Below are 26437 nucleotides of genomic sequence, written 5' to 3' on the forward strand. Positions count from 1 at the left end.
AGGTCGCACGGCACGCCCACCACCGCGGCCAGCGCGGCGGACATGCCAGTCGAGACCCTCTCCGCACTCGCCCGCCGCCAGCACGAACACCGCGCCCGCACCGACTCCCGCCACGGCGTGCAGAGCGTCACCGACAGCACCAGCCGCATCGCCCCCGCCGCGGCCTCGTCCACCTCCTGCGCCTGGCCGGCGACTTCACCGCCGCCCACCAGGCCGCTCAGGGCCTCGGATGGAAGGGCCGCGAACAGCGGATCCTCGGCGGCACCGACTCAGGCCAACGGTCGGCCGCCGGACTGCGCATCGATCAACTTCCTTGCTTTCCTCACCAGTTCGGCATTGTCACGGGCGGGGGAGCCGTCCGGCAGGTGGAGGACGTCCTCCAAGCCGATCCGGGTGTCCAGGCCCCGGGCGGCGGCCATCGCCAAGACCGGCCAGGCCGAGCCGTCCTCCCCGTGGAGCAGGACCGGCAGATCCGTTCCGGCCCGCAAGGTGTCCAGCAGCGCCTCGGCACCGACCAGGGCGGCTGCCGGGTCCGTCTCGGTGATCTCGGCCAGCACCCGCAGCGCGCGGTGGGCCCTCGGCCAGGCGAGGAAGCGGCGGGCTGCGTCGGTGCCGGAGAAGATCCCCACTTCGATGCCGACCCCCCGGGCCAACAGCGCGTCGGCGACCAGGTCCGCGCCGTCCTCGTGCCAGTTCACCGAGGCGTGGTCGGGCAGCACGGTCCAGGCCCGCACGTGCGCGGCGCGCCGCTCTGGGTCCGGCGCGGCCCACGCGCCCGTGGTCACACCGATCCGGACGCCGGGCACCGCCGCGCGCACCGCCGCGACGGCGGCAGCCACGTGTTCCGGCTCCAGCGTGTCCCGGCCCGCGGGATCCTTGGGGTGCAGGTGCACGTCCTCGGCCCCGGCGCGCACCGCCGACCGGACCTCAGCCGCCAACTCCGTTGCGGTCAGGGGGAGACGATCGCACTCGACGCGGCTCCTGGCCCCGTTCGGGCATACCTGCAGCATGCGGACGATCCTCTCAGAAAGTGCTGGGTGGCTGCTCAACCGCTTGGTGCGATGCGGGACCGTCCCCGCGCACACGGGGAGGACGGTGTCCACCCCGTACTTACCGGTGCTGGGCGGGGCAGACCTCCGCGCGAGCGGGGGGCGGCCTTGGTGCTGTAGCGGTGCTCGTGGGGACGGAGCGTCAGCTCTTGGGCCGTGGACGCGTTCCGGCAGGCATCGTTGCGGTGCTAGCCGTCGGTGGACCAGCGGATGGTCAGGTCCGGGGTGTTCGTGGCGGTGGCGAGGCGGGTGAGGGCCGGGGTGAGGGACTCGGTGGGCGGGCGGTGGGTGAAGGGGGTGAGGGTGAGGGTGGGGCCGTCCTGGTGCCAGGTGCCGGTGATGCGGCCGTCGACCAGGAGGAGTGGGGCGATCCGGCCGGCGGTGCGGCTGACTGCGGGGCGGTGGGCGGGTGGGAGGATTTCGGTGGCCTTGGTGCCCGGGCCCAGGACGTACTGGTCGAAGGGGCCGAGCAGGTGGACCGAGCCGGTGGTGGGGGCGGTGGTGGCGAGGTCGTCGAGGTGTTCGGTGAGGGCGTGGGCGGGGGTGCCGTCGACGGTGACTTCGGTCAGTCGGTCGCCGAGGGCGGCGGCGAAGCCCTTGAGGACGCTCCGGCGCAGGCTGTTGCGGGAGAGCCAGGCGTCGAACCGGTCCAGGTCGGCCGGGCCGTACGCGCCGAGGTAGGCGGCGAGCAGGCGCGGGCCGGCCTGGTCCACCGGGGGGAGGCCGGGCCAGGTGGGGCTGTGGTTGGCCGGGTGGGTGAAGGCGGTCCGGCCGTGGGGGGCGGGCGCGTGGCAGAGTGCGCCCTGCCAGGCGAGCGGTTTCAACAGCGTTCCCCAGCCGGAGCGCAGTTGTTCGGCCAGCGGGGCGAACCGGGGATCGGCGGCGAGGGCGGCGGTCAGTTCCTCCCTGGTCAGCACGGTGCCGTCGAGCAGTTCGGCGACGGCTTCGACCAGCTGGGCGACCTGGGCCGGGGTCGCGCCGAACTCCCTGGTCCAGGCGGGTTTCTCCCAGGTGCGGGCGGAGCCGATCAGGGCCAGTGCGTCGGCGGCGGTGGCGGGGTCGAGCAGGTGCAGGGTGCCGCGCTGGGCCCAGGTGCGCAGCAGACGGCCGTCGGCGAGGGCGGTGCGCAGTTGCGCGGCGGCGCCGGGGCCGGTGCGCAGGGCGACGGCGAGTTCGGCGGCGGCCGGGACCTGGGCCTGCACCCCGGCGAGGCGTTCGACCACGGCGACCGGCCCGTCCGGGGGCGGTGCCGTGCCGAGGTGTTGGCGGCGCAGGCGCCAGGCCAGCACCTGGTCCGCCGTCAGTTCGACTCCGCCCACCGCGCGTCCCCCTCCGTGCCGGTTCCCGAGGGCACCGACCCTAGCCGTCGGCACTGTCAGCGGCCGTCCGGGGCAGGGGCGTTCAGGGCGCGGGCGGGGCGGGGACGGGCTGCTCGGGCGGGCCGGGGTAGGGGAGGATCTGGCGGAGCAGTCCGCGCGGGTGGCCGCGGCGGCGCCACTCGCGGGGGTAGCCGATCGAGACCTCCTCGAAGCGCACGTCCTCGTACCAGGTGGTGCGGGGGATGTGCAGGTGGCCGTAGACCACGGCGGCGACGTTGAAGCGGCGGTGCCAGTCGGCGGTGCGGTCGGTGCCGCACCACTGGGCGAAGTCGGGGTAGTGCAGGATGTCGGTGGGGCGGCGGTCGAGCGGCCAGTGGCTCGCCAGGACCAGCGGCAGGCCGGGGTCGTGCGCGGCGAGCGCCTTCTCGGTGGCCTCGACCCGTTCGCGGCACCAGTCGTCGACGCCGGCGTAGGGCGCCGGGTCGATCCGGTACTCGTCGGTGCAGACCACGCCGTTCTCGTGGGCGCGGGCCAGCGACTGCTGCTTGTCGGCGACGCCGGGCACCCGCCAGCTGTAGTCGTAGAGGGTGAAGACGGGGGCGACGGCGTACGGGCCGCCGGGGCCCCGCCAGACCGGGAACGGGTCCTCGGGGGTGTGGACGCCGAGGGCGCGGCAGCGTTCGACCAGGAGCTGGTAGCGGGCGGGGGCGGGGAGGTCGACCTGGTCGTGCGCGGTGCTCCACAGTTCGTGGTTGCCGGGCGTCCAGATCACCTGGGCGAAGCGGCCGGTGAGGAAGCGCAGCGTCGCCTCGACGTCGCGGACCTGTTCGGCGACGTCGCCCGCGACGATCAGCCAGTCGTCGGGGCCGGTGGGGTGGAGCGCTTCGAGGGTGCCGCGGTTGTCGGCGACGCCGACGTGCAGGTCGCTCACCGCGAGCAGGCGTCCGTCCGGCACCGTTCCCCCGTCCTCGTCTCGGCCCGGCGTCCCGGCAGCGGGACGCGCGTTGACACGCTACCGCCGAGGCGGTGGGGCGCGCCAGCGGGCCGTTCTCCGGTCGGCGCGTCAACGCCCGGCGGAACCACGGGTGTTCAGTTGTCACATGTATGGATGTTCGCTCTACATACGGTCATTCGATGTGTAGTTTCAACACTCTGTTGACTGACGGGGCCATGACTATATCTTCTCGGCATGCGGCCGATCCGGCCGCCGCCACCGGATTGAGGAGTCGTCATGCCCGCTTCCGGCACCACCCGGATGCTCCGTCGCGCCGCCACCGCGGCCGCGTCCGCAACCCTGCTCGTCGGCGCCGTCGCCGCCGTCCCCGCCCAGGCCGCCGCGCCGGGCACCCCCGCCGGCTTCCACCCCGAACGGGACTTCGCCGGCTCGACCGTCGCCGGCCACGAGGGCCGCGCCGACACAGCCGACACCGCGAGCACCTTCGCAGCACTGGCCGCCACCCAGACCAAGGGCATGGACGTGTCCGGCTACCAGGGCAACGTCGCCTGGAGCACCGCGTACGCCAACGGCGGCCGGTTCGCCTACGTCAAGGCCACCGAGGGCACCAGCTACACCAACCCGTACTTCTCCCAGCAGTACAGCGGCTCGTACAACGTCGGGATGATCCGCGGCGCCTACCACTTCGCGCTGCCGAACGTCTCCAGCGGCGCCACCCAGGCCACCTACTTCGTCGGCCACGGCGGCGGCTGGTCCAAGGACGGCAAGACCCTGCCGCCCGCCCTGGACATCGAGTACAACCCGTACGGCGCCACCTGCTACGGCCTGAGTCAGGCCGGGATGGTCAGCTGGATCCGCGACTTCTCCAACACCGTGCACAGCAAGACCGGCCGCTACCCGACGATCTACACCACCACCGACTGGTGGACCACCTGCACCGGCAACAACTCCTCCTTCGGCGCCACCAACCCGCTCTGGATAGCCCGCTACGCCTCCGCCGTCGGCACCCTGCCGGCCGGCTGGTCCTACCAGACCATCTGGCAGTACTCCGACTCCGGCACCCTGCCGGGCGACCAGAACTACTTCAACGGTGCCTTCGACCGCATCCAGGCCCTCGCCAACGGCTGACCCACCGCACCCCCGCCCGCCCCGCCCGCCCGCAGCCGTCCACAGCCGTCCGCAGCCGGACTCCGCCCCGCACCGGCTGCGGACGGGCGGACGGGCGGACGGGCGGACGGGCGGGGATGCTCAGTCGCGGCGCAGCACCAGCAGGTCCATCCAGCTGACGGCCTCCTCCTCCGGTCGCTCGGCGGCCGCCCGGCGCAGCCGGTCGAGCCCGGCCTGCCACGCCTCGTCGGGCAGGGCGCGCAGCTTGCTGTCCGCGTCGCGGCGCAGTCCGGCGGCGAACGCGGCCAGGGTGGGCGCGGAGCGCTGCGGCAGCGAGCGCAGGGCGACCGGGGTGAACCCGGCCGCCTCGAACGCCGTCGTGACGTGCTCCACGGTCGGGTAGTCGGCGATCCCGGCGGCGGTCTCCGGGAAGTACCGCACCCGCAGGTCGCGTTCGCACCGGCCGGGGAAGGCGTTGCGGATCAGCACCGTCCCGCCGGGGCGCAGCACGCGGTGCAACTCCCGTGCGGCGGCGGCGAGGTCGCCGATGTGGTGGACCACCGAGCCCAGCCAGGCGGCGTCCGCCCCCGCGTCCGCGACCGGCAGCTGTTCGGCCCGGCCGTCGAGGACCGTGATCCCCTCCCCCACGGGGATCAACTCCCGCATGGCCGGGGCGGGTTCGACGGCCACCACGTGGACGCCGAACCAGCCGCGCAGCGCGGTGGCGAAGGCCCCGGTGCCCGCCCCGACGTCGAGGACGGTGGCGCCGGGGCTCGGCGCGGCGTGCTCCGCGATCGCCTCCCGCCAGGCGGTCAGCCCCTCGCGGGGGATCTCACGTGCCGCCCGGTAGTCGGCGGCGGTGCTGGCGTCGTACACGGTGTCGGCCACGGCGGGCTCTCTCCTCAGGTGAGTCGTTCCAGGACGGGGGTGAGCGGGGCGGGGTCGGCGTCCCCGAGCGCCGCGAGGAACAGCCAGCCGCGCGGCGCGGCGAGCGTACCGGCGGCCAGCGGGAGCAGGCCCGGGCCGCCGGCGGCGGGCAGCAGCCGGGCCTCGTCCAGGGCGTTGACCAGCCGCTCGAACCAGCCCTCGCCGCCGATCGGGACGAGCCGCAACTCCAGCCGGGCGTCCAGCTGTTGGGCGATCATGCCGGGCGAGAGCCGGGCGTTGGCCTCCAGCACGGGGACGAGTGTGCCGTCGGCGGTGGTCATCGAGTCCACCGACAGCGGCCCCCGGTAGCCGGCCGCGGCGGCGGCCTCGGCGACGGACTCCGCGGTCTCCCGGTAGCCCGCCCGGTCCAGCCGGGCCAGCAGTTCGGGGCTCGGCCGGTCCGAACCCCGGTACGCGTGGCCGTCGTTGAGCACCTGCCGGATGCCGTGCCAGTGCGGCCGGCCGGACGGGTCGATGGTGAAGTGCGCGGCGAAGTCCTCGGCGGGCCGGTGCAGCGGCTCGACGATCAGCTCGATCCGGGCCGAGCGCCGCTCCACCTCCCGGGCCAGGTGCCGCTCCAGGAAGGCGAGCCGCTCGGGCGACTCGACCACCAGGTTGCCCTGGCCGGAGACCCCGTACGGGTCCTTGACCACGCACGGGCCCAGCGCCCCGGCCGCGGCCCGCAGTTCGGCGAGGTCGGTGACGACGGCGCCGGCGCCGGGGTGGCCCAGTTCCGTCGTCCAGGTCTTGGAGTTGACCAGCCGGACGGCGTCCGGCTCCGGCAGCCGCCCGCGCAGCCCCTGCCGGGCGAGCACCGGCGCGGTGCCGGGCAGCATCGCGTACGGCGCGGCCACCGCCCCGGCCAGGCCGGGGACGGGGTGCGCGGCGAGCCGCCGCTCGACCGGCTCCGCCGGGTCGCCGGGGACGGCGAGGTGGCGGGCCCCGAAACCGGCTGCGTGCATCAACTCGGTGAACACGGAGGGTGGTTGGCGGTTGGTCAGCAGGACGTCGCCGGGCCCGCAGAGCACCGCCTGGAGCTGGTCCATCTCCCGGGTCAGGCGTTCGCTGTGCGGATTGCGCAGCGCGGGCAGGGTGGCCAGCTCCGCGGGGCGCCAGTGGGCCTCGGCGTCGCAGCTGCCGAACCGGACGGTGCCGCTCACGCGGCGCCTTCGGCGGGGGCGAGGAAGCGCTCCTCGATCCGCTCCAGCGTCCGGAAGTCGTCCACGGTGACCTCGGCGAGGTCGATGGGCCGGCCGGAGACGCTCTCCAGCAGGTAGATGAACTCCAGGAAGTCGAGCGAGTCGATCAGCCGGCCCTCGATGAGGTCCTCGGCGGGTTCGACCTCCCGGCCGAGCTTCGGGTTCTTGCCCTGGATCCAGTCGGCGATCTGCTGCACGGGGTGACTCCTCGGTGGGGTGGTCGGGAACGGGCGGGGGGTGTCGGACGGGCGGGAGGTGGTCGGGGAGGAAAGGGAGGTGGTCGGGGAGGGAAGGGGGGTGTCGGTCAGGGCGGCGGCGACCGCGATCGCCCACTCGCCCTCGTGGGTGATGCTGAGCGTCCACTGCGCGAGGCGTTCGGCGCGCAGCCGGCGCAGGGCGGTGCCGTGCGGGTGGACGGCGGGGGCGCCGCCGGGGCCGCGGAGCACTTCGATGTCCCGCCAGCGGATCAACTCGCCGTCGGGGGCGAGCAGTTTGAGGAACGCCTCCTTCGCGGCGAGCCGCCCGGCCAGGGTGGCGTCGGGGGTGCCGTCGGCGGCGGCGAGCTGTTCGCGTTCCCGGGGGGTGAACTGGTCGGCGAGCCAGCGCTCGCCGTGGCGGCGGGCGACAGCGGCGGCGCGGGGGACGTGCACCAGGTCGACGCCGACCCGCAGCCGGGGGTCGGTCCCGTCGGGGGTGTCGCCGAGCATCCGGTGCAGGGCCGCCCGCAGGGCGTCCTCCCCGGTCACCGGGCCGCGACCGGCGCAGGCGGCTGCGCCCGCGCCGGGGCGTGTGCCGACACCTGCGCCTCTGCCTGCACCTGTGCCTCTACCTGTACCTGCACCCGCACCCGCACCTGCGCCGAGTCCCTCGCCCGCGCGTACTGCTCGCGCAGGCGGGCGAGGATCGCCGCCGCGGGTTCGACGGCGGTGACGGCGCCGCAGCCGAGTCCGGCGTAGCGGGCCATCTCGCCGACCCGGCCCTCGGCCTCCGCGGTGGGTGCGGCGGCGGAGCCGCGCGGGACGGGGCGCCGGCTGCCCATCACGGTGGTCCAGGCGATCAGTGCGGAGGGCAGCGGCGCCGGTGCCTCGGTGACGGCGCTGCGCAGGACGCGGTGGGTGCGGCCGGGCCAGCCGATCGAGAAGCGGTCGGTGACGACGGTGTCGGCCGGTCCGGCGGCGATCAGGTCGCGCCGGTAGTCGGGGTGGGCGGCGGACTCGGCGGCGGCGACGAACAGCGTCCCGCACATCGCCCCGTTCGCCCCGGCGGCCAGGACCCGCAGCAGGTCGGCACCGGTGCCGACGGCGCCCGCGGCGAACACCGGCAGGTCGAAGCCGGAGTCGGCGCGCAGCTCGGCGAGCAGGTCGGCGAGCGGCCGCTCGCCGAGGTGGTGGCCGCCGGCCTCGGTGCCCTGGACGGTGACGGCGTGCGCGCCGAGCCCGGCGGCGGTGCGGGCGTCGCGGTGGCTGCCGGTCTGCACCAGCAGCCGGTGTCCGGCGGCGCGCACCCGTTCGGCGAAGGGGCGCGGCGGCAGGCCGTAGCTGTTGACGGTGAGCTGCCGGTCGGCCCGGTCGAGGACGGCGTCGAGCTGCTCGTCGAGCAGCCGGTCGGCGACCTCGGGGATGACGTTGACGCCGAAGGTGCGGGTGGTGCGGGCGGCGGTCCGCTCCACCAGGGCGGCGGCCAGGGCGCGGTCGCTCTTGTAGAGGGCGACGGTGCCCAGCGCCCCGGCCTCGCTGACGGCGGCGGCCAGCTCCGGTCCGGCGATGCCGCCCATCCCGGCCTGGACCAGCGGGAGTTCGACGCCGAGCGCGGCGGCGCCCACCGCGGCGGCGGCGTCGGCGGCGGCCACCGCAGCGGCGACGGCGACGGCGGCACCGGCCGAGGCGGCACCGGCGTCAGCGGCGCTCATCGCGCACCTCGCGGACCCGTTCGAGCGCGGCGTCGGCGCTGCCGTGGGTGAGGATCGCGGCGTGCACCCAGCGCTCGGCGCCGAACGCGGTGCAGCCGCTGTGCGCGGCCTCGCCGCCGGAGGTGATGCCGAGGCGGTCGCCGAAGAAGTTGCGGTGCCGGTTGACGGAGGCGATGGCGGTGCCGTCGACGGCCAGGAACTCGTACTTGACCGGATCGAGGGCCATCAGCTTGGCGCGCGAGCCGGTGCGGTCGTAGAACGGGTCGTTGGCGGGCTGGTAGTCGAGGACGATGCCGAGGGCGGCGGCGAGGTCGAGGACGAACTCCTTGGAGCGGGCGAGGTGGTCGCGCACGCCGTCGGGGGTGCCGAGGTAGAGCACCTCGCGCATGTGGAAGCCCCACAGGCGGCGCAGCCCGTCGTAGTGGTCCTCGTTGCGGAAGCAGCGGCCGATGGCGGTGACCCGCTGCCCGTCGCCGACCTCGGCGCCGGAGAGCGAGAGCAGCAGGCCGTAGCAGGTGGCGGAGGGCAGCAGGTAGCCGGTGGGGTGGACGCCCTGCTCGGCGGGGGGCTCCCCGGCGGCGAGGGCGTCCAGGGTGTCGCCCTGGTAGCGGGCGGCGGCGACGCCCAGGTGCGGGAAGTTGCGGAAGTAGTCGAGCTTGGCGAGCCCTTCGGCGGGCAGCAGCGGCGGGCCGATCACGGCGGGGGCGTGCAGTTGCTCGGCGAGGCCGGTGAACAGCGCGTCGAGTTCGGTCAGCAGCGCGGCGCGGACGGGGTCGAGGACGACCAGGCCGGGGCCGGGCTCGCGCAGCGGGGGCAGGTCGGCGGTGCGGGTGCTCATGCGGGTTCCCTTGCTGGGCGCGGGGGTCGGTGGGTTCTCAGGCGGCGTCGAGCACGCCGATGCGGCGGTAGAACGCGGTGGTGCGGGAGGTGATGGCGGCGTGCGCGGCCTGCCGGGCGGGGTCGGCGATGACCCGGGCGCGGAAGGCCAGCGGGTCGGGGATGCCCGCGTCGCGGTAGGCGTCGACGCTGTACAGCTGCTGGATCGAGGACTGGACGTACTTCTCGACGTACTGCCGGCCGCGCTCGGTCTCCCGCTCGTCCCCGGCCTCGACCAGGCGCTGCCACAGCGCGCGCACCAGTTGGGCGCCGAATGCGATGTGCCGGGACTCGTCCTGGTGGTGGACCCGGTTGATGGCGCGGATGGTCTCGGGCAGCGCGGTGTCGGCGGCCATCCTGCTGTTGAAGTGGTCGACGATCTGCTCGAAGATCAGGATGCGGCTGAACACCACGAAGTTGTCGAGCCGCGCGGAGTGCTTCTCGGCGGAGAAGGCCATCGACCGGTCGGGGAACAGCCGGCCGCCGTAGCGCAGGCAGAACTCGGCGAAGAACCACATGTGTTCGTTCTCCTCGCCGAGGAAGTGGTGGAAGAACGGGGTGGGGATCTCGTAGCCGGGGGCGTGGATGCGCCGGACGACCTCCTGCATCAGCTCGCGGATGCCGTGCACGTTGAGGCTGTAGAAGTTGATGCTCTCCCACTTCGACAGCGCCAGGTACTGCTCGCGGCCCAACTCGGCCGCTGCGGCGGTGCCGTGGACGGTGAGCAGGTCCTCGCTCATCCACAGGGCGCCCTCGGGGATGCGCTCGGGCCAGTCGAAGGTCTGGTAGGGGTTGTAGTACTCGTTCTCGGCGGCGGCGGTCAGCCGGGTGACGGCGGCGGCCACCTCCTCGTCCCAGACGGGCGCGGTGTCGGCGGTCGGGGCGGCGGTGGTCATGCGGGGTTCCTCTCGGTGCGACGGTCGGGGGGTGGCGGTCCGCGCTCGGCGGCTACGCGGTTCAGCGGCCGAAAGCGGCGACGGCGACGGCGACGGCAACGGCGGCGACGGCAACGGCAACAGCGACGGCGACGGGTTCGACCGGCTCAGCGGTCGAAGTCGAAGGCGACGGTGGCGAGTTCGACCGGCTCGGCGGCGGCGGCCACCAGCAGGCCCTCGAAGGCGCGCAGCACCCGTTCGATGTCCTGGCGGGGGATCAGTGCGGTGTCGGCCATCAGGTACAGCAGTGCGGTGTCGGGCGCGTAGGTGGTGTGGACGAAGAACAGCGCGTCCTGGCGCTCCCAGGAGCCGACGTGGAAGATCCGGGTCTTCGCGGTGAGCGGCGCGAGGTCCTCCGGGGTGGCGGGGACGTCCGGCAGGTCCTCCCAACGGTCGTGCATCCGCTTGTCGTTGAAGAAGTGGCCGAGTTGCAGCACGCCGCCGTTACGTTCCCGGGCGGCGTCGAGCACCTCGTCGACGGCGATCGGGTCGTAGTGGGCGTGCCGGTAGGCGTTCATGCCGGCCAGGAAGGCGCGCTTGACGGCCTGGTCGAAGGTGCCGGTGCCGACGTCGAGGGAGAACAGGGCGTTCTCGGCCATCGCGGCGACCAGGCGGCGGGTGCGGTCGTCGTGCCGGTTCACGGCGATCAGTTGCAGCGGGACGAGGGGGTGCCCGGTCCAGGCGCCGAGCACGGCGGCGGTGGCGGCGAGCAGTACGGTGCCGGTGGAGACCTGGCAGCGTTCGGCGATCGCGGTGGCGGCGACGGCGGCGGCCGGGGAGTCCATGCCGAGGCGGACGAAGCGTTCGGGGCGCCCCTGGTCGTCGACCGGCGGGAACAGCGCGGGCGGGGTCTTCTCCAGGGTGCGCCGCCAGTGCTCGACGGCGGCGGCGCCGCGCCGGGCGCCCTCCCCCTCGCTCTCGTACCCGGCCTGGTCGAGCGGCTGCCAGTCGGGGGCGGGGCCCTGCTCCCCGGCGAGCAACTCCCGCAGGTCGCGCTCCAGTTCGCGCACCGCCCAGAAGTCCACGCCGAGGTGGGAGAAGACCAGCACCAGGTGGGCGGGCCGGCCGCCGTCGCGCACCAGGGCGCAGCGGAACGGGATCTCCTCGGTGTGCCGGAACGTCCGGGCGACCAGCTCGTCGGCGACCCGGGCGGCGGTGTCCGCGGCGGCGCCGGGGGCGGCGTCGACCACGGAGTAGCGCAGGGTGCCGGTGTCGGTGAGGTGCTGGCGCCAGCCGTCGGCGCCCTCGTGGAAGGTGGTGCGCAGCGCCTCGTGCCGCTCCAGCAGCGCGACGATCGCCGCGTCCACCTGCAACTGGCTCGTCCCGTCCGGCAGTTGGGCGATCCGGCGGATGTTGAAGTAGTGGGCGCCCTCGTCCAGCCAGCGGATGGACTTCCAGATCGCGCGCTGGCCCCAGGTCATGGGCGCGGTGCCGGTCCTGGCACCGCGGTAGGCCACCGTACGGGTGTCAACGCTCTCCACAGCAGCGGGTTCCTCTCCGGTACGCGCCGGTGGGACGGCGCGCGGACGAGGGCCGTCGGCGGGAAGGAGGCGACGGCCGGGCGGAAACGGGGCGTGCGACCGGGGGATGCGTTCCGGGCGGCCGGCCTGATGGGCGCGGCGGCGCGGCGGAACAACCCTCCCGGCAGCGGGCCTGCCGCAGCCCGGGAACATGCGCCAACCCCCGTCGAGCGCAAGGAGAACGAGTACCGGCGGTGTCCGGCCGGTCCCGATCCGGACAGGACGCTAGCCCGGATGTCGATCAAATGTCTAGACCAAACGGAAGACTCGCCCACGCTTCCGCCGTCGTTCGCAACCAACTCCGAGTGACTGTCAGGTGAATTCTTGACGGACTTGACGGCCCTGCAGCAGACTCGGGGACCCGTGCCCCCCGGCGACATCGACGTCCCGGCTGTCGGGCACCCTCCCGCGTTCCCGCCCCGCGCCGCCCCTCCGCCCCGCGGCGCTCCCGGGCGCACCCCGTCCCGTTCGACGAGACCCACCGAAACCCGGAGGCACCCGCCCGTGCCCTCTCCCGCCCCGCCGTCCGCACCCGCCGCGCCTCCCCCGCCCGCCGCACCCTCCCCGCCCTCCGGGCCCGGGCCGGGGGCGGCCGGAGCCCCGCCCGCCCCCGGCCTGCCGGAACGGCTGCGCCGCCGCGTCCGGCACCGGCTGGCCGCCGCCCGGCTGCTGCGCCTGCTGCACCCGGCCCTGCTGGCCGGGGCGACCGTGCTGCACCTGGCGGTCGGCCTGCTGCCGATCGGCTTCATCGCCGCCACCAGCCACCTGATCGCCGCCCTGCCCGCCGCCCGCACCGGCGGCGGCGGGCCGACCGCGGCGCTGCTGATCGCCGCCGCCGCGTTCGTCCTGCACCAGGCGCTCGCCCCGTTCCAGTCCCTGGTCGGCGAACTGGTGGCCCGGCAGGTCGACGGCGCCCGGATCGCCGACCTGATGGCCTGCGCCCTGGACGGCCTGGACAGTGCCGAACTGGAGGAGCAGGACGTCCTCGACCTGCTCGCCGAGGCCCGCGGCGGCTTCGACCGCCTCTCGCCCACCCCGGGCGAGGCCGCCGCCGGCACCCTGGGCCTGCTCGCCCGCTACGCCCAACTGCTGGGCGCGGCCACCGTGGTGGGCATCGCCCTGGGCTGGCTCCCGGCCCTGCTGGTGACCGCCGCCGCGCTGGTCATCCGGGCCGGGCAGCGCGGCGCGCTGAGCCGCTTCGGTGCGGCCCGCGCCACCATGACCGGCCGCCGCCGGCGCCTGGCGTACCTGCGCAGGACCGCCACCGGCACCGGCCTCGCCAAGGAGGCCCGGATGCTCGGCCTGGTCCCCTGGCTGCGCGAACGGCACACCGCCGAGGCCCGCCGCTACCTCGAACCGCTCTGGGCCACCCGCCGCCGCCTGCTGTTCCGCCCTTTCCTCGGCCTGGCCGCGGTCGGCCTGCTCGGCGGCGGCGCGGCCCTCGCCCTGCTCGCCCGGGGCGGCGCGGCGCACACCCTGACGCTGCTCCAGCTCTCCGCCGCCCTCCAGGCGGTGCTGGTGCCGATGCGGTTCGGCGTGTTCTTCCCCGAGAGCGACATGCAGACCCTGTACGGGCTGACCGCCGAGGACGCCCTGCGCACCCTCGAACAGCGCCCGTCCCGCGCACCGGCACCCGCCGACGCGTCCGGAGGCACCGCCACCGCCGGGGACGGGGTGCCGACCGGCGGGACGATCCGGCTGGAGGACGTCTCCTTCCGCTACCGCCCCGACGGCCCCGACGTGCTGCACCACCTCGACCTGGAGCTGCCGCCCGGCCGCTCCACCGCCGTGGTCGGCCTCAACGGCGCGGGCAAGACCACCGTGGTGCGGCTGCTCGCCCGGCTGCGCGAACCCACCGCCGGACGGATCACCGTCGGCGGGGCCGACCTGGCCCACCGCCCGGTGGCCGACTGGCACCGGCGGATCGCGGTGATCTTCCAGGACTTCGCCCGTTACGAGCTCACCGGCGCCGAGAACATCGCCCTCGGCCGGCCCGCCCGGCTCACCGACCGGACCGCGCTGCGGGCCGCCGCCGACCGGGCCGGGGTCCTCGACGTGCTCGACGCGCTGCCCGACGGCCTGGACACCGTGCTCAGTTCGCACTACCGGGGCGGCAGCGACCTGTCCGGCGGGCAGTGGCAGCGGGTCGCCCTGGCCCGGGCCATGCTGGCCCTCGCCGACGGCGCCTCCCTGCTCGTCCTGGACGAGCCCACCGCCCAGCTCGACGTCCGCGCCGAGGCCGCGTTCTTCGACCGTTTCCTGGAGATCACCCGCGGCGTCACCAGCGTCATCATCGCGCACCGCTTCTCCAGCGTCCGGCGCGCCGACCACATCGTCGTCCTCGACGGCGGCCGGGTCGCCGAGTCCGGCACCCACGACGAACTGCTGGCCCTGGACGGCGAGTACGCCCGCCTGTTCCGCGCCCAGGCCGAACGCTTCACCGCCGACGCCGACGCCGACGCCGACGCCGAAGCCACCGACGCCGCTGCCACCACTGCCGACGCCGACGCCACCACCGCCGACTCCCCGGACGCCACCGGCGCCGGCACCCCGCCCGCCGAGGAGGCCCCGCGGTGACCGACCTGATCCCGGCCCTGCGCCACCTGCTGGTCCTCGCCTGGCGGTGCGACCCGCGCCGACTGCTGCGCGCCGCCGCCATGATGGCGGCCGGCTGCCTCGCCACCCCGCTGATCGCCCTGTGCCTGAAGGGCCTCACCACCGAGACGCTCGCCGGGCACGGCGGCAGCGCCGTCCTGCTCGGCCTGGCCGCCGCCGTCCTGCTGGTGCTCGAACTGATGATGGGCCACTTCGCGCACCTGGCCTACTTCGAGCTCGGCGACCTCGGCGAGGTCGAGCTGCAGAACCGGCTGGTCGCCCTCGCGCACGGCGCGCCCGGCCTGGAGGACCTCGACACCCCCCGGTACGCCGACACGCTCGCGCTCGTCCGCGACGACCTGCCGCGCACCCGGGCCTCGCTCGAAGCGGCCCTGCAACTCGCCGGTCTGGCCATCCAGTTGGGTCTGACGGCGGTGCTGCTCGGCCTGCTCGACCCGTGGCTGCTGCTGCTCCCGCTACTGGGGGCCGTCCCGGTGCTGGCCGGCCACCGGGCCCAGCGCCTGCTGGACGCCGCCAAGGAGTCCGCCGCCCCGCACCAGCGCCTCGGCCGCCACCTGCTGGACGTCGCCACCGGCCACGCCACCGCCAAGGAGGCCCGGCTGGCCGGTGCCGCGCCCTTCCTGCTCGACCGCCACCACCGCGAGTGGCGCGCCACCACCCGCCTGCTCGGCGGCGCCCACACCCGGGCCGCCGCCCTGCGCGCGGGCGGCCAGCTCTGCTTCGCGCTCGGCTACGCCGCCGCGATCTGGCTGGTGGTCCGGCAGGCCCAGCACGGCGTCTCGCCGCTCGGCGACGTCATCCTGGTGATCACGCTGGCCGCCCAGCTCTCGCTCCAGGTCGGCACCGCGATCCAGCTGCTCACCGTCCTCCAGGACGCCGGCCGCACCGCCCACCGCCTCGACGCCCTGAAACCCTCGACCCCCTTCCCCTCCAAGCCTTCTGACGATACGTCAGCTCCGCTCGTCCTGGCCCGCGGCATCCGGCTCGAACACGTCTCCTTCCAGTACCCGGGCAGCACCCGGCGGATGCTGGACGACGTCACGCTCGACATCCCGGCCGGCACCGCGCTCGCCGTGGTCGGCGAGAACGGCGCCGGCAAGAGCACCCTGATCAAGCTGCTCTGCGGCCTCTACCGGCCGACCGGCGGACGCGTCCTGGTCGACGGCGTCGACCTGACCGCCGCCGACCCCGCCGACTGGCAGCGCCGGGTCGCCACCCTGTTCCAGGACTTCGCCCGCCTCGAACTGCGCCTGCGCGACAACACCGGCATCGGCGACCTCGACCGGATCGACGACGACGCGGCCCTGGCCGCCGCCCTGGACGCCGCCGAGGCCGCCCCGGTGGCCGCCGCCGTCCCCGGCGGCCTGGACGGCCTGATCGGGCGCAGCTACGGCGACGGCGTGGACCTGTCCGGCGGGCAGTGGCAGAAGCTCGGCCTGGCCCGCGCCCTGCTGCGCCGCGACCCGCTGCTGCTGGTCCTGGACGAGCCGGCCTCCGCACTGGACGCGGCAGCCGAGCAGGCCCTGTTCGAACGGTTCGCCCGGCTGGTCGCGGACTCCCGCTCCCGGACCGGCGCGGTCAGCGTGCTGGTCTCGCACCGCTTCTCCACCGTCCGGATGGCCGACCTGATCCTGGTCCTGGAACACGGCCGCCTCGCCCAGGCCGGCACCCACGAGGACCTGCTCGCCGCCGGCGGCCTGTACGCGGAGCTGTACCGCCTCCAGGCCCGGGTGTACGCCTGACCCCACCGCCGACGGGGACGGGGACGGGGACGGGGCCGACGACCGTCTCCGCCCCCGCACCCGCCCGCCCGCCCGCCGTCAGCGTCAGGAGGTGGGCAGGACCAGGGCCCAGGTGTCGACGGAGAAGTCCACCTCCATGCCGTGCTTGCGGTACAGCTCCGGCGCGCCGGTCGCGTTCTCGGTGTCGACGCCCAGGCCGACGGCGGAGCGGCCGTCGGCGGCGTGCACCGCGAAGAAGTGCCGGAGCAGGTAGCCGCCGAGGCCGCGGCCGCGGGCGGCGGGCAGGACGCCGATGTTGAACGCCCAGGCCAGGGTGGGGAGTCGGACGCCGGTGCGCAGCACGCCGACGTCGCCCTGGCCGTCGAGTTCGGCGACCCAGACCCGGGACCAGTCGACGGTGTCGGCGTGGATGTCGGCCAGCCACTGCTCGTAGCCGCGGGGCTTGAAGTCGTAGTGCTCGGCGAAGGTCTGCTGGAGCAGCCGGTGGGCGATCCGCCGGTCCTCCTCCCGGGCGCAGTCGCGCAGCCGTACTCCGGCGGGGGGTTCGGGCAGCGGGTCGGTCTCCGGGGAGACGTCGCGCCGCAGGGCGTGGTGGCGGCGGGCGAGCCGCCAGCCGCGGGCCCGCATCGCATCGGTGTCGGTGGTGGGTTCGGCGTTGAGCAGCAGGTGCAGGACCGCGCGGTCGGCGCCGTTGCGGCGGGCGAGTTCGGTGGCGCGGGCCTCCATCAGGTCGAACAGGTGCAGGCCGCCCGCGAGTTGGCCCGGCAGCAGGTACTGGTCGAGGTCGATCCGCTCGCCGCCGGAGCGGTCGCGGACCAGCCCGTACCCGACCAACTGCCCGTCGGCGTCGTGCAGGAGCCAGGTGTCGCGTGCCAAGTCGACGTCTGGTCGGCCGAGTTCGGACTCCACCTCGTCGGGTTCGGTCTCCGCCCACCCGATCTCCATCTCGTCCACCTGGTTCAGCAGCGCGCAGACCGCCGCCGCGTCCCCGGCCGCCGCGGGCCGCACCGTCATACCGTCCGGGAGTGCCATCGCCGCTCCCCCTCCTCCGTCGTCGACTTCTCCGGCAAACCCACCCTTTCTATCCGGCCGACCGACTCCGCCTCACGACTTTCCCGTTTCCCGCCCACGATCGCCCGTCACCGTCCCCGTCCGTCCACCGCATCCGCGTAGCCGTCGACGATGCCCCCCAGGGTGCGCCGGTGACCCAGGTCGGAGTCGAGCCCGGCACCGGTGGCGAGGGCCTGCGCGAAGTGCGGGTGGGCCCCGGGAGCCGCCGACCGTCCACCGGCACCCCGCCCGGGGCGGGGCGGGCGGAGCACCGGCGGTGCCCGGGCGGGCTACTGGTGGCGCAGGGCGGCGGCGATGTGTTCGGCGGGGTCGACGAGGTGGCTGTGGTCGTCGTCGCCGAGGTCGACCTGCGCCCAGCGGATGGTGGCGGTGAAGCGGCCGTGGGGGTCGGTGTAGCCCTCGTAGACGGGCATCGCGGTGTCGCGGCCGATGTCCATGCCCTCGTCGAAGGAGAAGTAGAGGGGGTGGGTGCGTTCGATGCGGCCCTGGGCGACCCGGGTACCGTCGAGGAAGAGCGTGAGGGTGCCGCCCTTGCCGATGCCGCCGCCGTCGTAGGCGAACTCGGCGCGGACCTGGTGGGTGCCCGCGGGGAGCGGGTCGGGGGCGGTGACGGTGCTCCGGAGCAGGCCGCAGTAGTTGTAGTGGAAGGCGAGGCGGCCCTTGTCGGCCATCAGGACCCAGCCGCCGGTGCGGCCGCCCTGGCAGACGACAACGCCTTCGGCGCCGGCGTCGGGGACGTCGAGTTCGGCGGTGACGTTGAACGACTTGTTCTTGACGTTCAGGGCGACGTTCTCGCCGAGTCGGGTCATGCCGGGGTAGAGGCGCAGGGTGGTGCCGCGGAAGAGGGTGGGGCGTCCGGCGAGGTCGGGGTTCATGCGTTCGGCGGCGCGGTCGTCCATCGGCAGGACGTTGTGGCGGACGGCTTCGATGAGGAAGAGCTGCTGCAGTTCTGCGAGCTTCTCCGGGTGCCGGGCCGCGATGTCGTGGGCCTGGGTCCAGTCGGTGCCGGTGTCGTAGAGCTCCCACTGGTCGGAGTTGAAGTCGGTGCCCTGGGCGAGCAGGTCCCAGGGGGTGCGGTGCTTGGTGACCGCCGTCCAGCCCTTGTGGTAGATGCCGCGGTTGCCCATCAGCTCGAAGTACTGCACGTGGCGGGTCTCGGGCGCGTCGGGGTGGGTGAGGGTCGGCGCGAAGGTCACGCCCTGCATCGGGGTCTGGGTGACGCCGTTGACGGTGTGGGGCTCGGCGATGCCGGCGAGGTCGAGGACGGTGGGGGCGACGTCGATGACGTGGTGCCACTGGTGGCGGACGCCACCGGCGTCGGTGACCTTGGCGGGCCAGTGCAGGATGGTGCCGTTGCGGGTGCCGCCGTAGTGCGAGGCGACCTGCTTGGTCCACTGGTAGGGGGTGCACATGGCGTGCGCCCAGCCGACCGCGTAGTGGTTGTAGGCGTGCGGGCCGCCGATCTCCTCCAGGCGCTCGGTCCAGAACTCCGGGGTCTCGAACTCGGCTCCGCCGTTGGAGGCGTTGGTGACCATGTACGAGCCGTGCAGGCCGCCCTCGGCGGAGGCCCCGTTGTCCCCGATGATGTACATCACCAGCGTGTCGTCCAGGACGCCGAGCTCGCCCAGGGCGTCGACCAGGCGGCCGGTGTGGTGGTCGGCGTACTCCAGGTAGGACGCGTACACCTCCATCTGCCGGATCAGCACCGGCTTCCACGCCTCGTCGACGTCCTCCCAGGCGGGGATCTCGGCCGGCCGGGCGGTCAGCTGCGCGTCGGCGGGGACCACGCCGAGCTCCTTCTGCCGCTGGAAGGTCGCCTCACGCACGGCGTCCCAGCCCTGGTCGAACTCTCCCCGGTACCTGGGGATCCAGTCCTTGGGGACGTGGTGGGGGGTGTGGGTGGCGCCGGGCGAGAAGTAGAGGAAGAACGGCTTGTCGGGGGTGAGGGACTTCTGCTGGCGGACGTAGGCGATGGCCTGGTCCGCGAGGTCGGGCATGAGGTGGTAATCGGGGTCGTCCGGCGGGTCGATCGCGGTGGTGCCGTCGACCAGGGCGGGCGCCCACTGGTTGGTCTCGCCGCCGATGAAGCCGTAGAACTTCTCGAAGCCGCTGTTGGTGGGCCAGTGGTCGAACGGTCCGGTCGGTCCCGACTCCCACACGGGCACCTCGTGGCACTTGCCGAACTGCGCGGTGTTGTAGCCGTTCTGACGCAGGATCTCCGCCAGCGGGGTCGCCGAGTTGGGCCGCACCGAGCTGTAGCCGGGCGAGGCGGTCGCGGTCTCGGTGATGTGCCCCATCCCCACCGAGTGGTGGTTGCGCCCGGACAGCAGCGCGGCCCGGGTCGGCGCGCACAGGGACGTGGTGTGGAAGCGGGAGTACTTGAGGCCGCCGGCCGCGAGCCGCTCGGCGGTGGGAGTGCGGACCGGGCCGCCGAACGCGCTGGAGGCGCCGAACCCGACGTCGTCCAACAGGATCAGCAGCACGTTCGGCGCCTGCGCGGGCGGTCGCTTCACCTCGACCGGCGGCAGGGGCTCGTCCAGGTCCCGGACATCCACCGCCAGGGGGCCCTGGTACGGCCGGTCCGGTACCGGAAGACTCGTCAAACGCTCATCGGACATGCCACGCCATCCTCTGCCTCGAAGAATCCCCTCAATTCGGGCATTATCCGCAGAACGGCCGTCCGGTGGGGGGAGCCGGTCCGGCGTGGCACGCCCCGTGCGCCCCGGCCGGCCGGGGATCATGGGCGAATGGACGAGACCACCACCCCGGCGGCGGCCGGGTTGCGGCGGGCACCGAAGGGCATGGCGTGGATCCCCGGTGGCACCTTCCTGATGGGCAGTGAGGACTTCTACCCGGAGGAGCGCCCCGTCCACCCGGTGGCGGTGGACGGCTTCTTCCTCGACGTCCACCCCGTGACCGTCGCCGCGTTCCGCCGCTTCGTGCAGGACACCGGCCACCTGACCCTCGCCGAACGCCCCCTCGACCCGGCTCGCTACCCTGACGCGGACCCCGCGCTGCTGGTGCCCGGTTCCCTGGTGTTCCGCCAGACCCCGGGCCCCGTGCCGCTGGACGACTACCGGCGCTGGTGGGAGTACGTCCCCGGGGCGAACTGGCGCCACCCCGAAGGTCCGGGCTCCACCCTGGACGGCCGCGAACTCCACCCCGTCACCCACGTCGCCCACCAGGACGCCCTCGCCTACGCCGCCTGGGCCGGCAAGGACCTCCCCACCGAGGCCGAGTGGGAGTACGCCGCCCGCGGCGGCCTGGAGGGCGCCACCTACGCCTGGGGCGACGACTTCACCCCCCGCGGCCGCCGGATGGCCAACACCTGGCACGGCGACTTCCCCTGGCGCCCCGACACCCCCACCGGCCGCCCCGGCACCACCCCCGTCGGCCGCTACCCCGCAGGCGGCCACGGCCTGCACGACATGACCGGCAACGTCTGGGAGTGGACCGCCGACCACTACACCACCCGCCACCCCGACGCCCCCGCCAAACCCTGCTGCGTCCCCCGCAACCCCCGCAACCAGCACGGCGCCCCGGGCCCCGACGGCTTCGCCCGCCGCACCATCAAGGGCGGGTCCCACCTCTGCGCCCCCTCCTACTGCCTGCGCTACCGCCCCGCCGCCCGCCAGGGCGAGAGCGAGGACACCTCCACCTGCCACCTCGGCTTCCGCTGCATCCGACGACGGCTCTGACCGGTCCCGTCCCTCCGGCCCGGAACCCCGCAGCCGGACGCCACCCGGTCGGGGCCGCTGCTGGACCACCGCGACGCGGACCGTCGCTCGCGTGACGCACCCCGCGGTCCTGCCGGTCGAAGGCCGGGGGACGCCCACCGGAGCGGCCCCGCCGCCGACGGTCGCCGGCCCGGTCGGCGGGCTCGGCGACCGGGCACCGGCCCCCGAGCCCCGCACCGAGATCGTCACGCCTCAGCAGCCGCGTGGACCCCGGAAACCCGTCCTACCGGCGGACCTGGATCAGCGCGTGCCGCCCGTCCGTGCGCCACGGGGTGCCGGTGGCGTCCAGTCGGGGCGGGAGGCCGGGGGCGAGGCCGACGGCGACGTCGGACTTGAGGGTGCGGAGGGTGGCGACGGGGGTCGGGAAGTAGGCGGTCAGGGCGGCGAAGGGGGTGGTGGGGGGCCAGTGGCGGTCGCCCACCAGGCGGCGGTGGTTGAGGTCGCCCTTGAGGATGGTCAGGGTGGCGCCGGAGAGTTCGTCCCGCAGGTCGGCGGGCATCGCGTCGAAGGGCAGCGGGGCGCAGAAGAACGGGTGGGCGCCGATCGTCAGGGTGCCCGCGCCCATCGCCCGCCACAGCCGCTCGCCGATCGCGGCGGCGGCTTCCCCGGGGGCGGTGCGCAGCCGGGCGAGGGCGGCCAGGGTGTCGGCGGTGGTGGCGTCCGAGACGAAGTGGGGCTGCGGTTTGACGTGCAGGGCGACGCGTCCGGCCAGGCCGGAGGTGAGCAGGTGGTCGATCAGGACCAGGTCGGGGAGGAGTTCGCGTCCGGCGTTGTCGGCGACGAGGTCGACCCGCCCGCCCCGGCCGTGTTCGAGCACGGACCAGAGCGCCGCGCTGTCGTCGGCGACCAGCGCGGCGACGGACGTCCCGTCGTCCCCCGCCGTGAGCCGGAAGCCGAGGTCGGCCCGGTTGCCCCAGAGCGCGGCGGACAGCAGCGCCTGCCGCGACGGCTCGGCGGCGTCCAGCGCGGCCAGTTCCCCGGCCACCGCCGGCCCGGCCAGTTCGGCGGCCTTGACCGGGGCGAACGGGTCGACGCCCCGCCAGGGGCCGGGCCGGAAGTAGCCGGTGGCGTCCAGCAGTCGGCGGTAGAAGTAGCTCTCGGCCCACAGGAACGGCGCCTCGTCCCACCTCCTCCCCCACAGCCCGGTGCCCCACTCCCGCCACCGCGCCGCGTCCGGGTCGTCCCCGTCCGGCGGTTCCAGCACGCCGCCGCCGGTGCTCTGCGCGAGCAGCGCCGCCAGCCGCTCCCGCTGCGCCGGCCCGTACGGCAGCGCGTCCAGCACCTGCCGGATCAGCACCGGGTGGCGCTCGTGGAAGACGCCCCGGGCGAAGGAGCCGGGCACGTCGATCCGGATCACGGGCGCGTCGGGGAGGTTCGGGGGGTTCGGCACGGGCGGGCTCGGCTCTCTCGCAGTGGCACGGACGGACGGGCGGTCAGGCGGACGGGCGGTCAGGCGGCGTTCCCGGCGATGCTTTCACGCCGCGCCCGACCGCCCCGGCAGGGCCGCGCCCTCCGCCGGTCGGGCTGCCGCCACAATGTCCGCATGAGAGTGATCTTCACGGTGGCCGGGGCGGCGCTGCTGCTGACGACGGCGGCCGGCATCCTGCGGACCCTGGTGGTGCCGCGCGGGCTGTACTCGGCCCTGGTGATCCGGCTGTGGTCGGTGCTGCGCCGGGTGCTGCGGACGGTCGCGGCGCCGTTCGGCGGCTACCGGGCGATCGACCGGGCGCAGACCTGGCTGGCGCCGCTGGTCCTGCTGGGGATGCTGGGCTGCTGGCTGACGTCCACGCTGCTCGCGTACACCCTGCTGCTGCGGGGGACGTCCGGGCTGCCGTGGCGGGTGGCGTTCCGGGAGGCCGGGTCGAGCCTGTTCACGCTGGGTTTCGCCAGCGGCGACCGGCTGCACCTGTCGGTGATCGACTTCCTGGCGGCGGCCAACGGCCCGCTGATCATCGCGCTGCTGATCGCCTACCTGCCGACGCTCTACGGGGCCTACAACCGGCGGGAGTTGGAGGTGACGCTGCTGCAGTCCCGGGCGGGCGAGCCGGCCTGGGGGCCGGAGCTTCTGGCCCGGCAGGCGCTGGTGCGCACCGAGAGCGGGCTGCCGCAGCTGTACCGGGACTGGGAGCGGCTGGCCGCCGACCTCGGCGAGGGCCACTCCAACTACCCGGTGCTGATCTCGTTCCGCTCCCCGCAGCCGTACCGCAGCTGGGTGGTCGGCCTGATCGCGGTGATGGACGCGGCCGCGATGCAACTGGCGCTCGTCCCGCGCTCCGCCCCGCCCGAGGCCCGCCTGCTGCTGCGCGCCGGGTTCACCGCGCTGCGCGACATCGCCACGGCGCTGCGCATCCCGTTCGACCCGGACCCGGACCCGGACGGTCAGATCCGGCTGACGTACGCCGAGTTCGACGCCGCGGCGGCCCTGGTCGCCGCGTCGGGCATGCCCCTGGAGCGGACGGTCGCCGAAGCCTGGCCGCACTTCCGCGGCTGGCGGGTCAACTACGAGGCCGTCGCCTACGAACTGGCCCGCCGCGCGGACGCCGTCCCCGCCCTCTGGACCGGCCCGCGCGACTTCCCCGCCACCCCGATCCCACCCCGCCGCCCCGCCGACCGCCGCCCCACCGGCCCCTGACCTGACCCTGGCTGACCGGCCGGAACCGGTCCCGTTCACCGCCCGCTGCCCCAACTACCGGACGACGGTGGATGCTTGACGGAGGTCCGGTGCGCTCCGGATGCGATAGGTTCCCGCCGTGACCGCGAACAGAGAGCCCGAGAACCCGGAACTGCGCTTCTCCTCCGTGCTGATGTACGCCGCGAACCTCCCCGGGGTGCGCATCGACCGGGAGGCGTACCTCCGCAAGGCGTTGGCCCGGAGCTGCTCCGAGGAGCAGGTCCGCCGGGCGATCGAGGAGAGCCCGGCGGCGGCGGGCGTCCCGGCCGAAGTCCTGGAGAAGGCGGCCAACGACTCGATCGCCTACGAGACCGGCAAGGTCAGCGCGCTCTCCGCGGCCGCGGGGCTCCCCGGCGTGTTCTTCCTGCCGGCCACCGTGCCCGCCGACCTGGCCCAGTACTTCGGCCACATGCTGCGGATCTCGCAGAAACTCGCCTACCTCTACAGCTGGCCCGACCTGTTCTCCCGCGAGGACGACCTCGACGACGCGACCAAGGGCGTGCTCACGCTCTTCCTCGGCGTCATGTTCGGCACCCAGTCGGCGAACACGGCGGTCGGGAAGCTGGCGACGAGGATCTCGGAGCAGGTCGTCAAGCAGTTGCCCCGCAAGGCGCTCACCCAGGGCGTGATCTACCCCGTGGTGAAGAAGGTCGCGGCCTACCTCGGCGTCGAGATGACCAAGCAGAGCTTCGCGAAGAGCGTCTCCAAGGCCGTTCCCGTGGTCGGGGCCGCCGTCTCCGGCGTGCTCACCTACGCCACCTACCGCCCGATGGCGAAGCGGCTGAAGAACCACCTCGGCGGCCTGGAACTGGCCCGCCCCGCGCACCAGGGCGGCTCGGACGTCCTCGACCTCGACGACTCCGACCTGCTCGACGACGTCACGGGGGACGACCGCGCCGAGGGGAGCGCGAAGGGTGCCGCCCCCGGGAGCACCCTGGTGGCGAGGATTCCCCGCCCCTGGAAGCGGCCCCGGCGGGACAGCGCGGACACCCCGGGAAGCACGGACGCCCCGGGCACCACGGACACCACGGAAAGCACGGGCACCGCAGACGCCCCGGCGCAGGCGGAGGGGGAGCGCTCCGAGTCGCGGTGACCCCGGAGCGCTCCCCCGTCGGACCCGTCGACTAGCGGCCGCCGCGCAGCAGTTGTTCCTCCGCGGTGGCCAGGACCTCCACCACCTGGCGGCCGAAGCGGATGTCGCAGGGGTGCGGGTCGCCGGTCTTCGCCGCGGTGAGGAGGGCGTCCAGGGCGCGGGCGAAGGCGGCGGTGGGGTGTTCGTCGCGGTGGGGGAGGGTGGTGACGCCGGAGGTGCCGCGCAGTTCGACCGCGACGCCGTGGGCGGAGGCGGCGGGCGGGGCGGTCAGGCTGAGGGTGACGGTGCTGGAGGCGCCGCCGCGGTGGCGGAGCACCAGGTGGGTGGTGTCGCCGGGGCCGGGGGCGGCGGTCAGCCGGTCGACCTCGCCGAGGACGGGCAGCAGGACGGACAGGGCGTGCGGGCCGACGTCCCAGAGCGCGCCCTTCTGCTGGCGCCAGGGGGAGGCGGCGTAGGGGCTGTCGGTGGTGAAGACCGAGCCGATCCAGTGGCAGTGGGCGGTGAACCAGCCGTCCTGGGCGGCCTGTTCGGTGATCCACTCCTCCTGGACGGTGCCGAACCGGGTGGTGAAGAAGACCACCGAGGCGACGCCGGACGCGGCCACCGCGTCCTCGACGGCGCGGGCGGCGTCGACCGTCGCGGCGACCGGCTTGTCGAGCAGCAGGTGCTTGCCGGCCTGCGCGGCCCGGGCCGCGTACTCGGCCTGCACGTCCGGCGGGAGGGCGATCGCGACCGCGTCGACGTCGGCCAGCAGGGCGTCCACCGTCGGGTAGGTCGGGACGCCGTGCACGGCGGCGAGTTCGGCGGCGGCCTCGGGGCGGCGGCCCCAGAGTCCGGCGAAGGTGACGTCGGGATGGGCGGCGAGGGCGGGGGCGTGCACGAAGCCCGCCCAGGGGCCGGTGCCGAGGAGTCCGATGCGCATGGTGCTCAGTCTTCCACTGCGGCGTCGGCGACCCGGATCAGGGTGAACCCGTCGTACCCCTTGGTCCCGACGGTCTGCACGGTGGTGGCGTCCAGCCGCTCGTCGCCCGCGAGCAGCTCGTGCATCCGCCGCACGCCGCGCACCGCCTCGTCCGTGCTGTCGGGGTCGGCGAGCTTCCCGCCGCGCACCACGTTGTCGACCACCATCACCGCGCCGGGCCGGGCCAGGGCCAGGGCGGCCTCGACGTAGTGCGGGATGTTGGCCTTGTCGGCGTCGATGAAGAAGAAGTCGTACGGTCCGGCGCCCTGGTCGATCAGCTGCGCCAGGCTGTCGCGGGCCGGGCCGACCCGGACCTCGACCCGGTCGGCCAGGCCGGCCCGGTCCAGGTTGGCGGTGGCCACGGCGGCGTGCGCCGGGTCGATCTCCAGGGTGGTCAGGGTGCCGCCGGCGGGCAGGGCGCGGGCCAGCCAGATGGTGCTGTAGCCGGCCAGCGTGCCGATCTCCAGGATGCGCCGGGCGCCCCGGGTCAGGGCCAGCAGGTGCAGCAGCTTGCCCTGGTTGGCGGCCACCGCGATCTGCGGCAGCCCGGCCTCGTCGGCCGCCGCGAGCGCCGCGTCCAGCACCTCGTCCGGCCCGATCAGCCGTTCCTGGGCGTACTCGTCCACCGCGGTCCACACCTGCGGGTCGTTCTGCCGCATGCTCTTCCCCACCTCCGTGATCGGGCCGTGATCGGCTCGCGGGTGCGACCCTACTCCGCCGCGTCCCGGCCCCGGCCTCCGCACGTCCCGG

General features: G+C 74.7%; 21 protein-coding genes and 1 pseudogene. 6 read left to right on the plus strand and 16 right to left on the minus strand.

Annotated elements, in window-relative coordinates:
• Nucleotides 1-269: 269 nt before the first annotated feature.
• The 3 genes from ACIQVD_RS14125 to ACIQVD_RS14135 form a co-directional block, all read right to left on the minus strand.
• On the minus strand, nt 270-1010 hold the full coding sequence (locus ACIQVD_RS14125) for a 3-keto-5-aminohexanoate cleavage protein (protein ID WP_402288951.1): 741 nt from the start codon (nt 1008-1010) through the stop codon (nt 270-272).
• Between the two features lie 227 nt (nt 1011-1237).
• The gene (locus ACIQVD_RS14130) at nt 1238-2368 is read right to left on the minus strand and encodes a winged helix DNA-binding domain-containing protein (protein ID WP_402288953.1); all 1131 of its coding nucleotides are present in this window, start codon (nt 2366-2368) and stop codon (nt 1238-1240) included.
• Between the two features lie 82 nt (nt 2369-2450).
• Nucleotides 2451-3323, minus strand: coding sequence for a metallophosphoesterase family protein (locus ACIQVD_RS14135; protein ID WP_402288956.1), 873 nt, complete (start codon nt 3321-3323; stop codon nt 2451-2453).
• A 276-nt stretch (nt 3324-3599) separates the two neighbouring features.
• On the opposite strand from ACIQVD_RS14135, the gene ACIQVD_RS14140 reads away from it, so the two are divergent.
• On the plus strand, nt 3600-4451 hold the full coding sequence (locus ACIQVD_RS14140; RefSeq protein ID WP_402288958.1) for a lysozyme: 852 nt from the start codon (nt 3600-3602) through the stop codon (nt 4449-4451).
• Between the two features lie 120 nt (nt 4452-4571).
• Here the strand turns inward: ACIQVD_RS14140 and ACIQVD_RS14145 are convergent, their stop codons facing one another.
• The 8 genes and pseudogenes from ACIQVD_RS14145 to ACIQVD_RS14180 form a co-directional block, all read right to left on the minus strand.
• Nucleotides 4572-5318: a class I SAM-dependent methyltransferase gene (locus ACIQVD_RS14145; protein WP_402288961.1), complete on the minus strand. Its 747-nt coding sequence runs from the start codon at nt 5316-5318 to the stop codon at nt 4572-4574.
• Nucleotides 5319-5332: 14 nt separating this feature from the next.
• Nucleotides 5333-6517: a hypothetical protein gene (locus tag ACIQVD_RS14150; protein ID WP_402288965.1), complete on the minus strand. Its 1185-nt coding sequence runs from the start codon at nt 6515-6517 to the stop codon at nt 5333-5335.
• Entirely contained in the window at nt 6514-6753 is a 240-nt protein-coding gene (locus ACIQVD_RS14155; protein ID WP_282206433.1) for an acyl carrier protein, read from the minus strand. Before ACIQVD_RS14155 ends, ACIQVD_RS14150 begins: the two co-directional genes overlap by 4 nt.
• Nucleotides 6754-6882: 129 nt before the next feature.
• Nucleotides 6883-7263, minus strand: a pseudogene (locus ACIQVD_RS14160) (holo-ACP synthase); the annotation flags it as partial.
• Between the two features lie 35 nt (nt 7264-7298).
• Nucleotides 7299-8465 carry an NAD(P)H-dependent flavin oxidoreductase gene (locus ACIQVD_RS14165; RefSeq protein ID WP_402288968.1) on the minus strand — a complete coding sequence of 389 codons (1167 nt, stop codon included), beginning with the start codon at nt 8463-8465 and terminating at the stop codon, nt 7299-7301.
• Nucleotides 8452-9303: a hypothetical protein gene (locus tag ACIQVD_RS14170; protein ID WP_402288971.1), complete on the minus strand. Its 852-nt coding sequence runs from the start codon at nt 9301-9303 to the stop codon at nt 8452-8454. The genes ACIQVD_RS14165 and ACIQVD_RS14170 overlap by 14 nt, the downstream gene beginning before the upstream one ends.
• Before the next feature lie 37 nt (nt 9304-9340).
• On the minus strand, nt 9341-10237 hold the full coding sequence (locus ACIQVD_RS14175; RefSeq protein ID WP_402288974.1) for a diiron oxygenase: 897 nt from the start codon (nt 10235-10237) through the stop codon (nt 9341-9343).
• A gap of 146 nt (nt 10238-10383) precedes the next feature.
• Nucleotides 10384-11757, minus strand: a complete 1374-nt coding sequence (locus ACIQVD_RS14180) for a condensation domain-containing protein (protein ID WP_402288977.1) — start codon at nt 11755-11757, stop codon at nt 10384-10386.
• Between the two features lie 543 nt (nt 11758-12300).
• Here ACIQVD_RS14180 and ACIQVD_RS14185 point away from each other — a divergent pair.
• Entirely contained in the window at nt 12301-14373 is a 2073-nt protein-coding gene (locus ACIQVD_RS14185; protein WP_402288980.1) for an ABC transporter ATP-binding protein, read from the plus strand.
• A complete protein-coding gene (locus ACIQVD_RS14190; protein ID WP_402288983.1) occupies nt 14370-16154 on the plus strand; it encodes an ATP-binding cassette domain-containing protein in 1785 nt (594 codons plus the stop codon). Before ACIQVD_RS14185 ends, ACIQVD_RS14190 begins: the two co-directional genes overlap by 4 nt.
• Before the next feature lie 84 nt (nt 16155-16238).
• Here ACIQVD_RS14190 and ACIQVD_RS14195 read toward each other — a convergent pair whose 3' ends face one another.
• Both ACIQVD_RS14195 and ACIQVD_RS14200 read right to left on the minus strand, forming a co-directional pair.
• Nucleotides 16239-17186: a GNAT family N-acetyltransferase gene (locus tag ACIQVD_RS14195; protein WP_282204948.1), complete on the minus strand. Its 948-nt coding sequence runs from the start codon at nt 17184-17186 to the stop codon at nt 16239-16241.
• A 308-nt stretch (nt 17187-17494) separates the two neighbouring features.
• Nucleotides 17495-19843: an arylsulfatase gene (locus tag ACIQVD_RS14200; RefSeq protein WP_402288986.1), complete on the minus strand. Its 2349-nt coding sequence runs from the start codon at nt 19841-19843 to the stop codon at nt 17495-17497.
• Between the two features lie 129 nt (nt 19844-19972).
• Here ACIQVD_RS14200 and ACIQVD_RS14205 point away from each other — a divergent pair, with 129 nt between their 5' ends.
• Nucleotides 19973-20923 carry a formylglycine-generating enzyme family protein gene (locus ACIQVD_RS14205; protein ID WP_402288988.1) on the plus strand — a complete coding sequence of 317 codons (951 nt, stop codon included), beginning with the start codon at nt 19973-19975 and terminating at the stop codon, nt 20921-20923.
• Between the two features lie 262 nt (nt 20924-21185).
• Here the strand turns inward: ACIQVD_RS14205 and ACIQVD_RS14210 are convergent, their stop codons facing one another.
• Entirely contained in the window at nt 21186-22352 is a 1167-nt protein-coding gene (locus ACIQVD_RS14210) for a damage-control phosphatase ARMT1 family protein (protein ID WP_402288991.1), read from the minus strand.
• Nucleotides 22353-22505: 153 nt separating this feature from the next.
• On the opposite strand from ACIQVD_RS14210, the gene ACIQVD_RS14215 reads away from it, so the two are divergent.
• Both ACIQVD_RS14215 and ACIQVD_RS14220 read left to right on the plus strand, forming a co-directional pair.
• The gene (locus ACIQVD_RS14215) at nt 22506-23594 is read left to right on the plus strand and encodes a hypothetical protein (RefSeq protein ID WP_402288994.1); all 1089 of its coding nucleotides are present in this window, start codon (nt 22506-22508) and stop codon (nt 23592-23594) included.
• A gap of 172 nt (nt 23595-23766) precedes the next feature.
• Nucleotides 23767-24726 (plus strand): hypothetical protein, encoded by a 960-nt coding sequence (locus tag ACIQVD_RS14220; protein ID WP_402289502.1) that lies wholly within the window; start codon nt 23767-23769, stop codon nt 24724-24726.
• A 31-nt stretch (nt 24727-24757) separates the two neighbouring features.
• On the opposite strand, the gene ACIQVD_RS14225 is transcribed toward ACIQVD_RS14220, so the two are convergent.
• Both ACIQVD_RS14225 and ACIQVD_RS14230 read right to left on the minus strand, forming a co-directional pair.
• Entirely contained in the window at nt 24758-25648 is an 891-nt protein-coding gene (locus ACIQVD_RS14225; protein ID WP_402288996.1) for a Gfo/Idh/MocA family protein, read from the minus strand.
• A 5-nt stretch (nt 25649-25653) separates the two neighbouring features.
• A complete protein-coding gene (locus tag ACIQVD_RS14230) occupies nt 25654-26346 on the minus strand; it encodes an O-methyltransferase (protein WP_402288998.1) in 693 nt (230 codons plus the stop codon).
• Nucleotides 26347-26437: the final 91 nt, after the last annotated feature.

Origin of the sequence: Kitasatospora sp. NPDC090308, from assembly GCF_044769485.1 — a bacterium.
In the GTDB taxonomy this organism is placed as follows: Bacteria; Actinomycetota; Actinomycetes; order Streptomycetales; family Streptomycetaceae; genus Kitasatospora; species Kitasatospora fiedleri.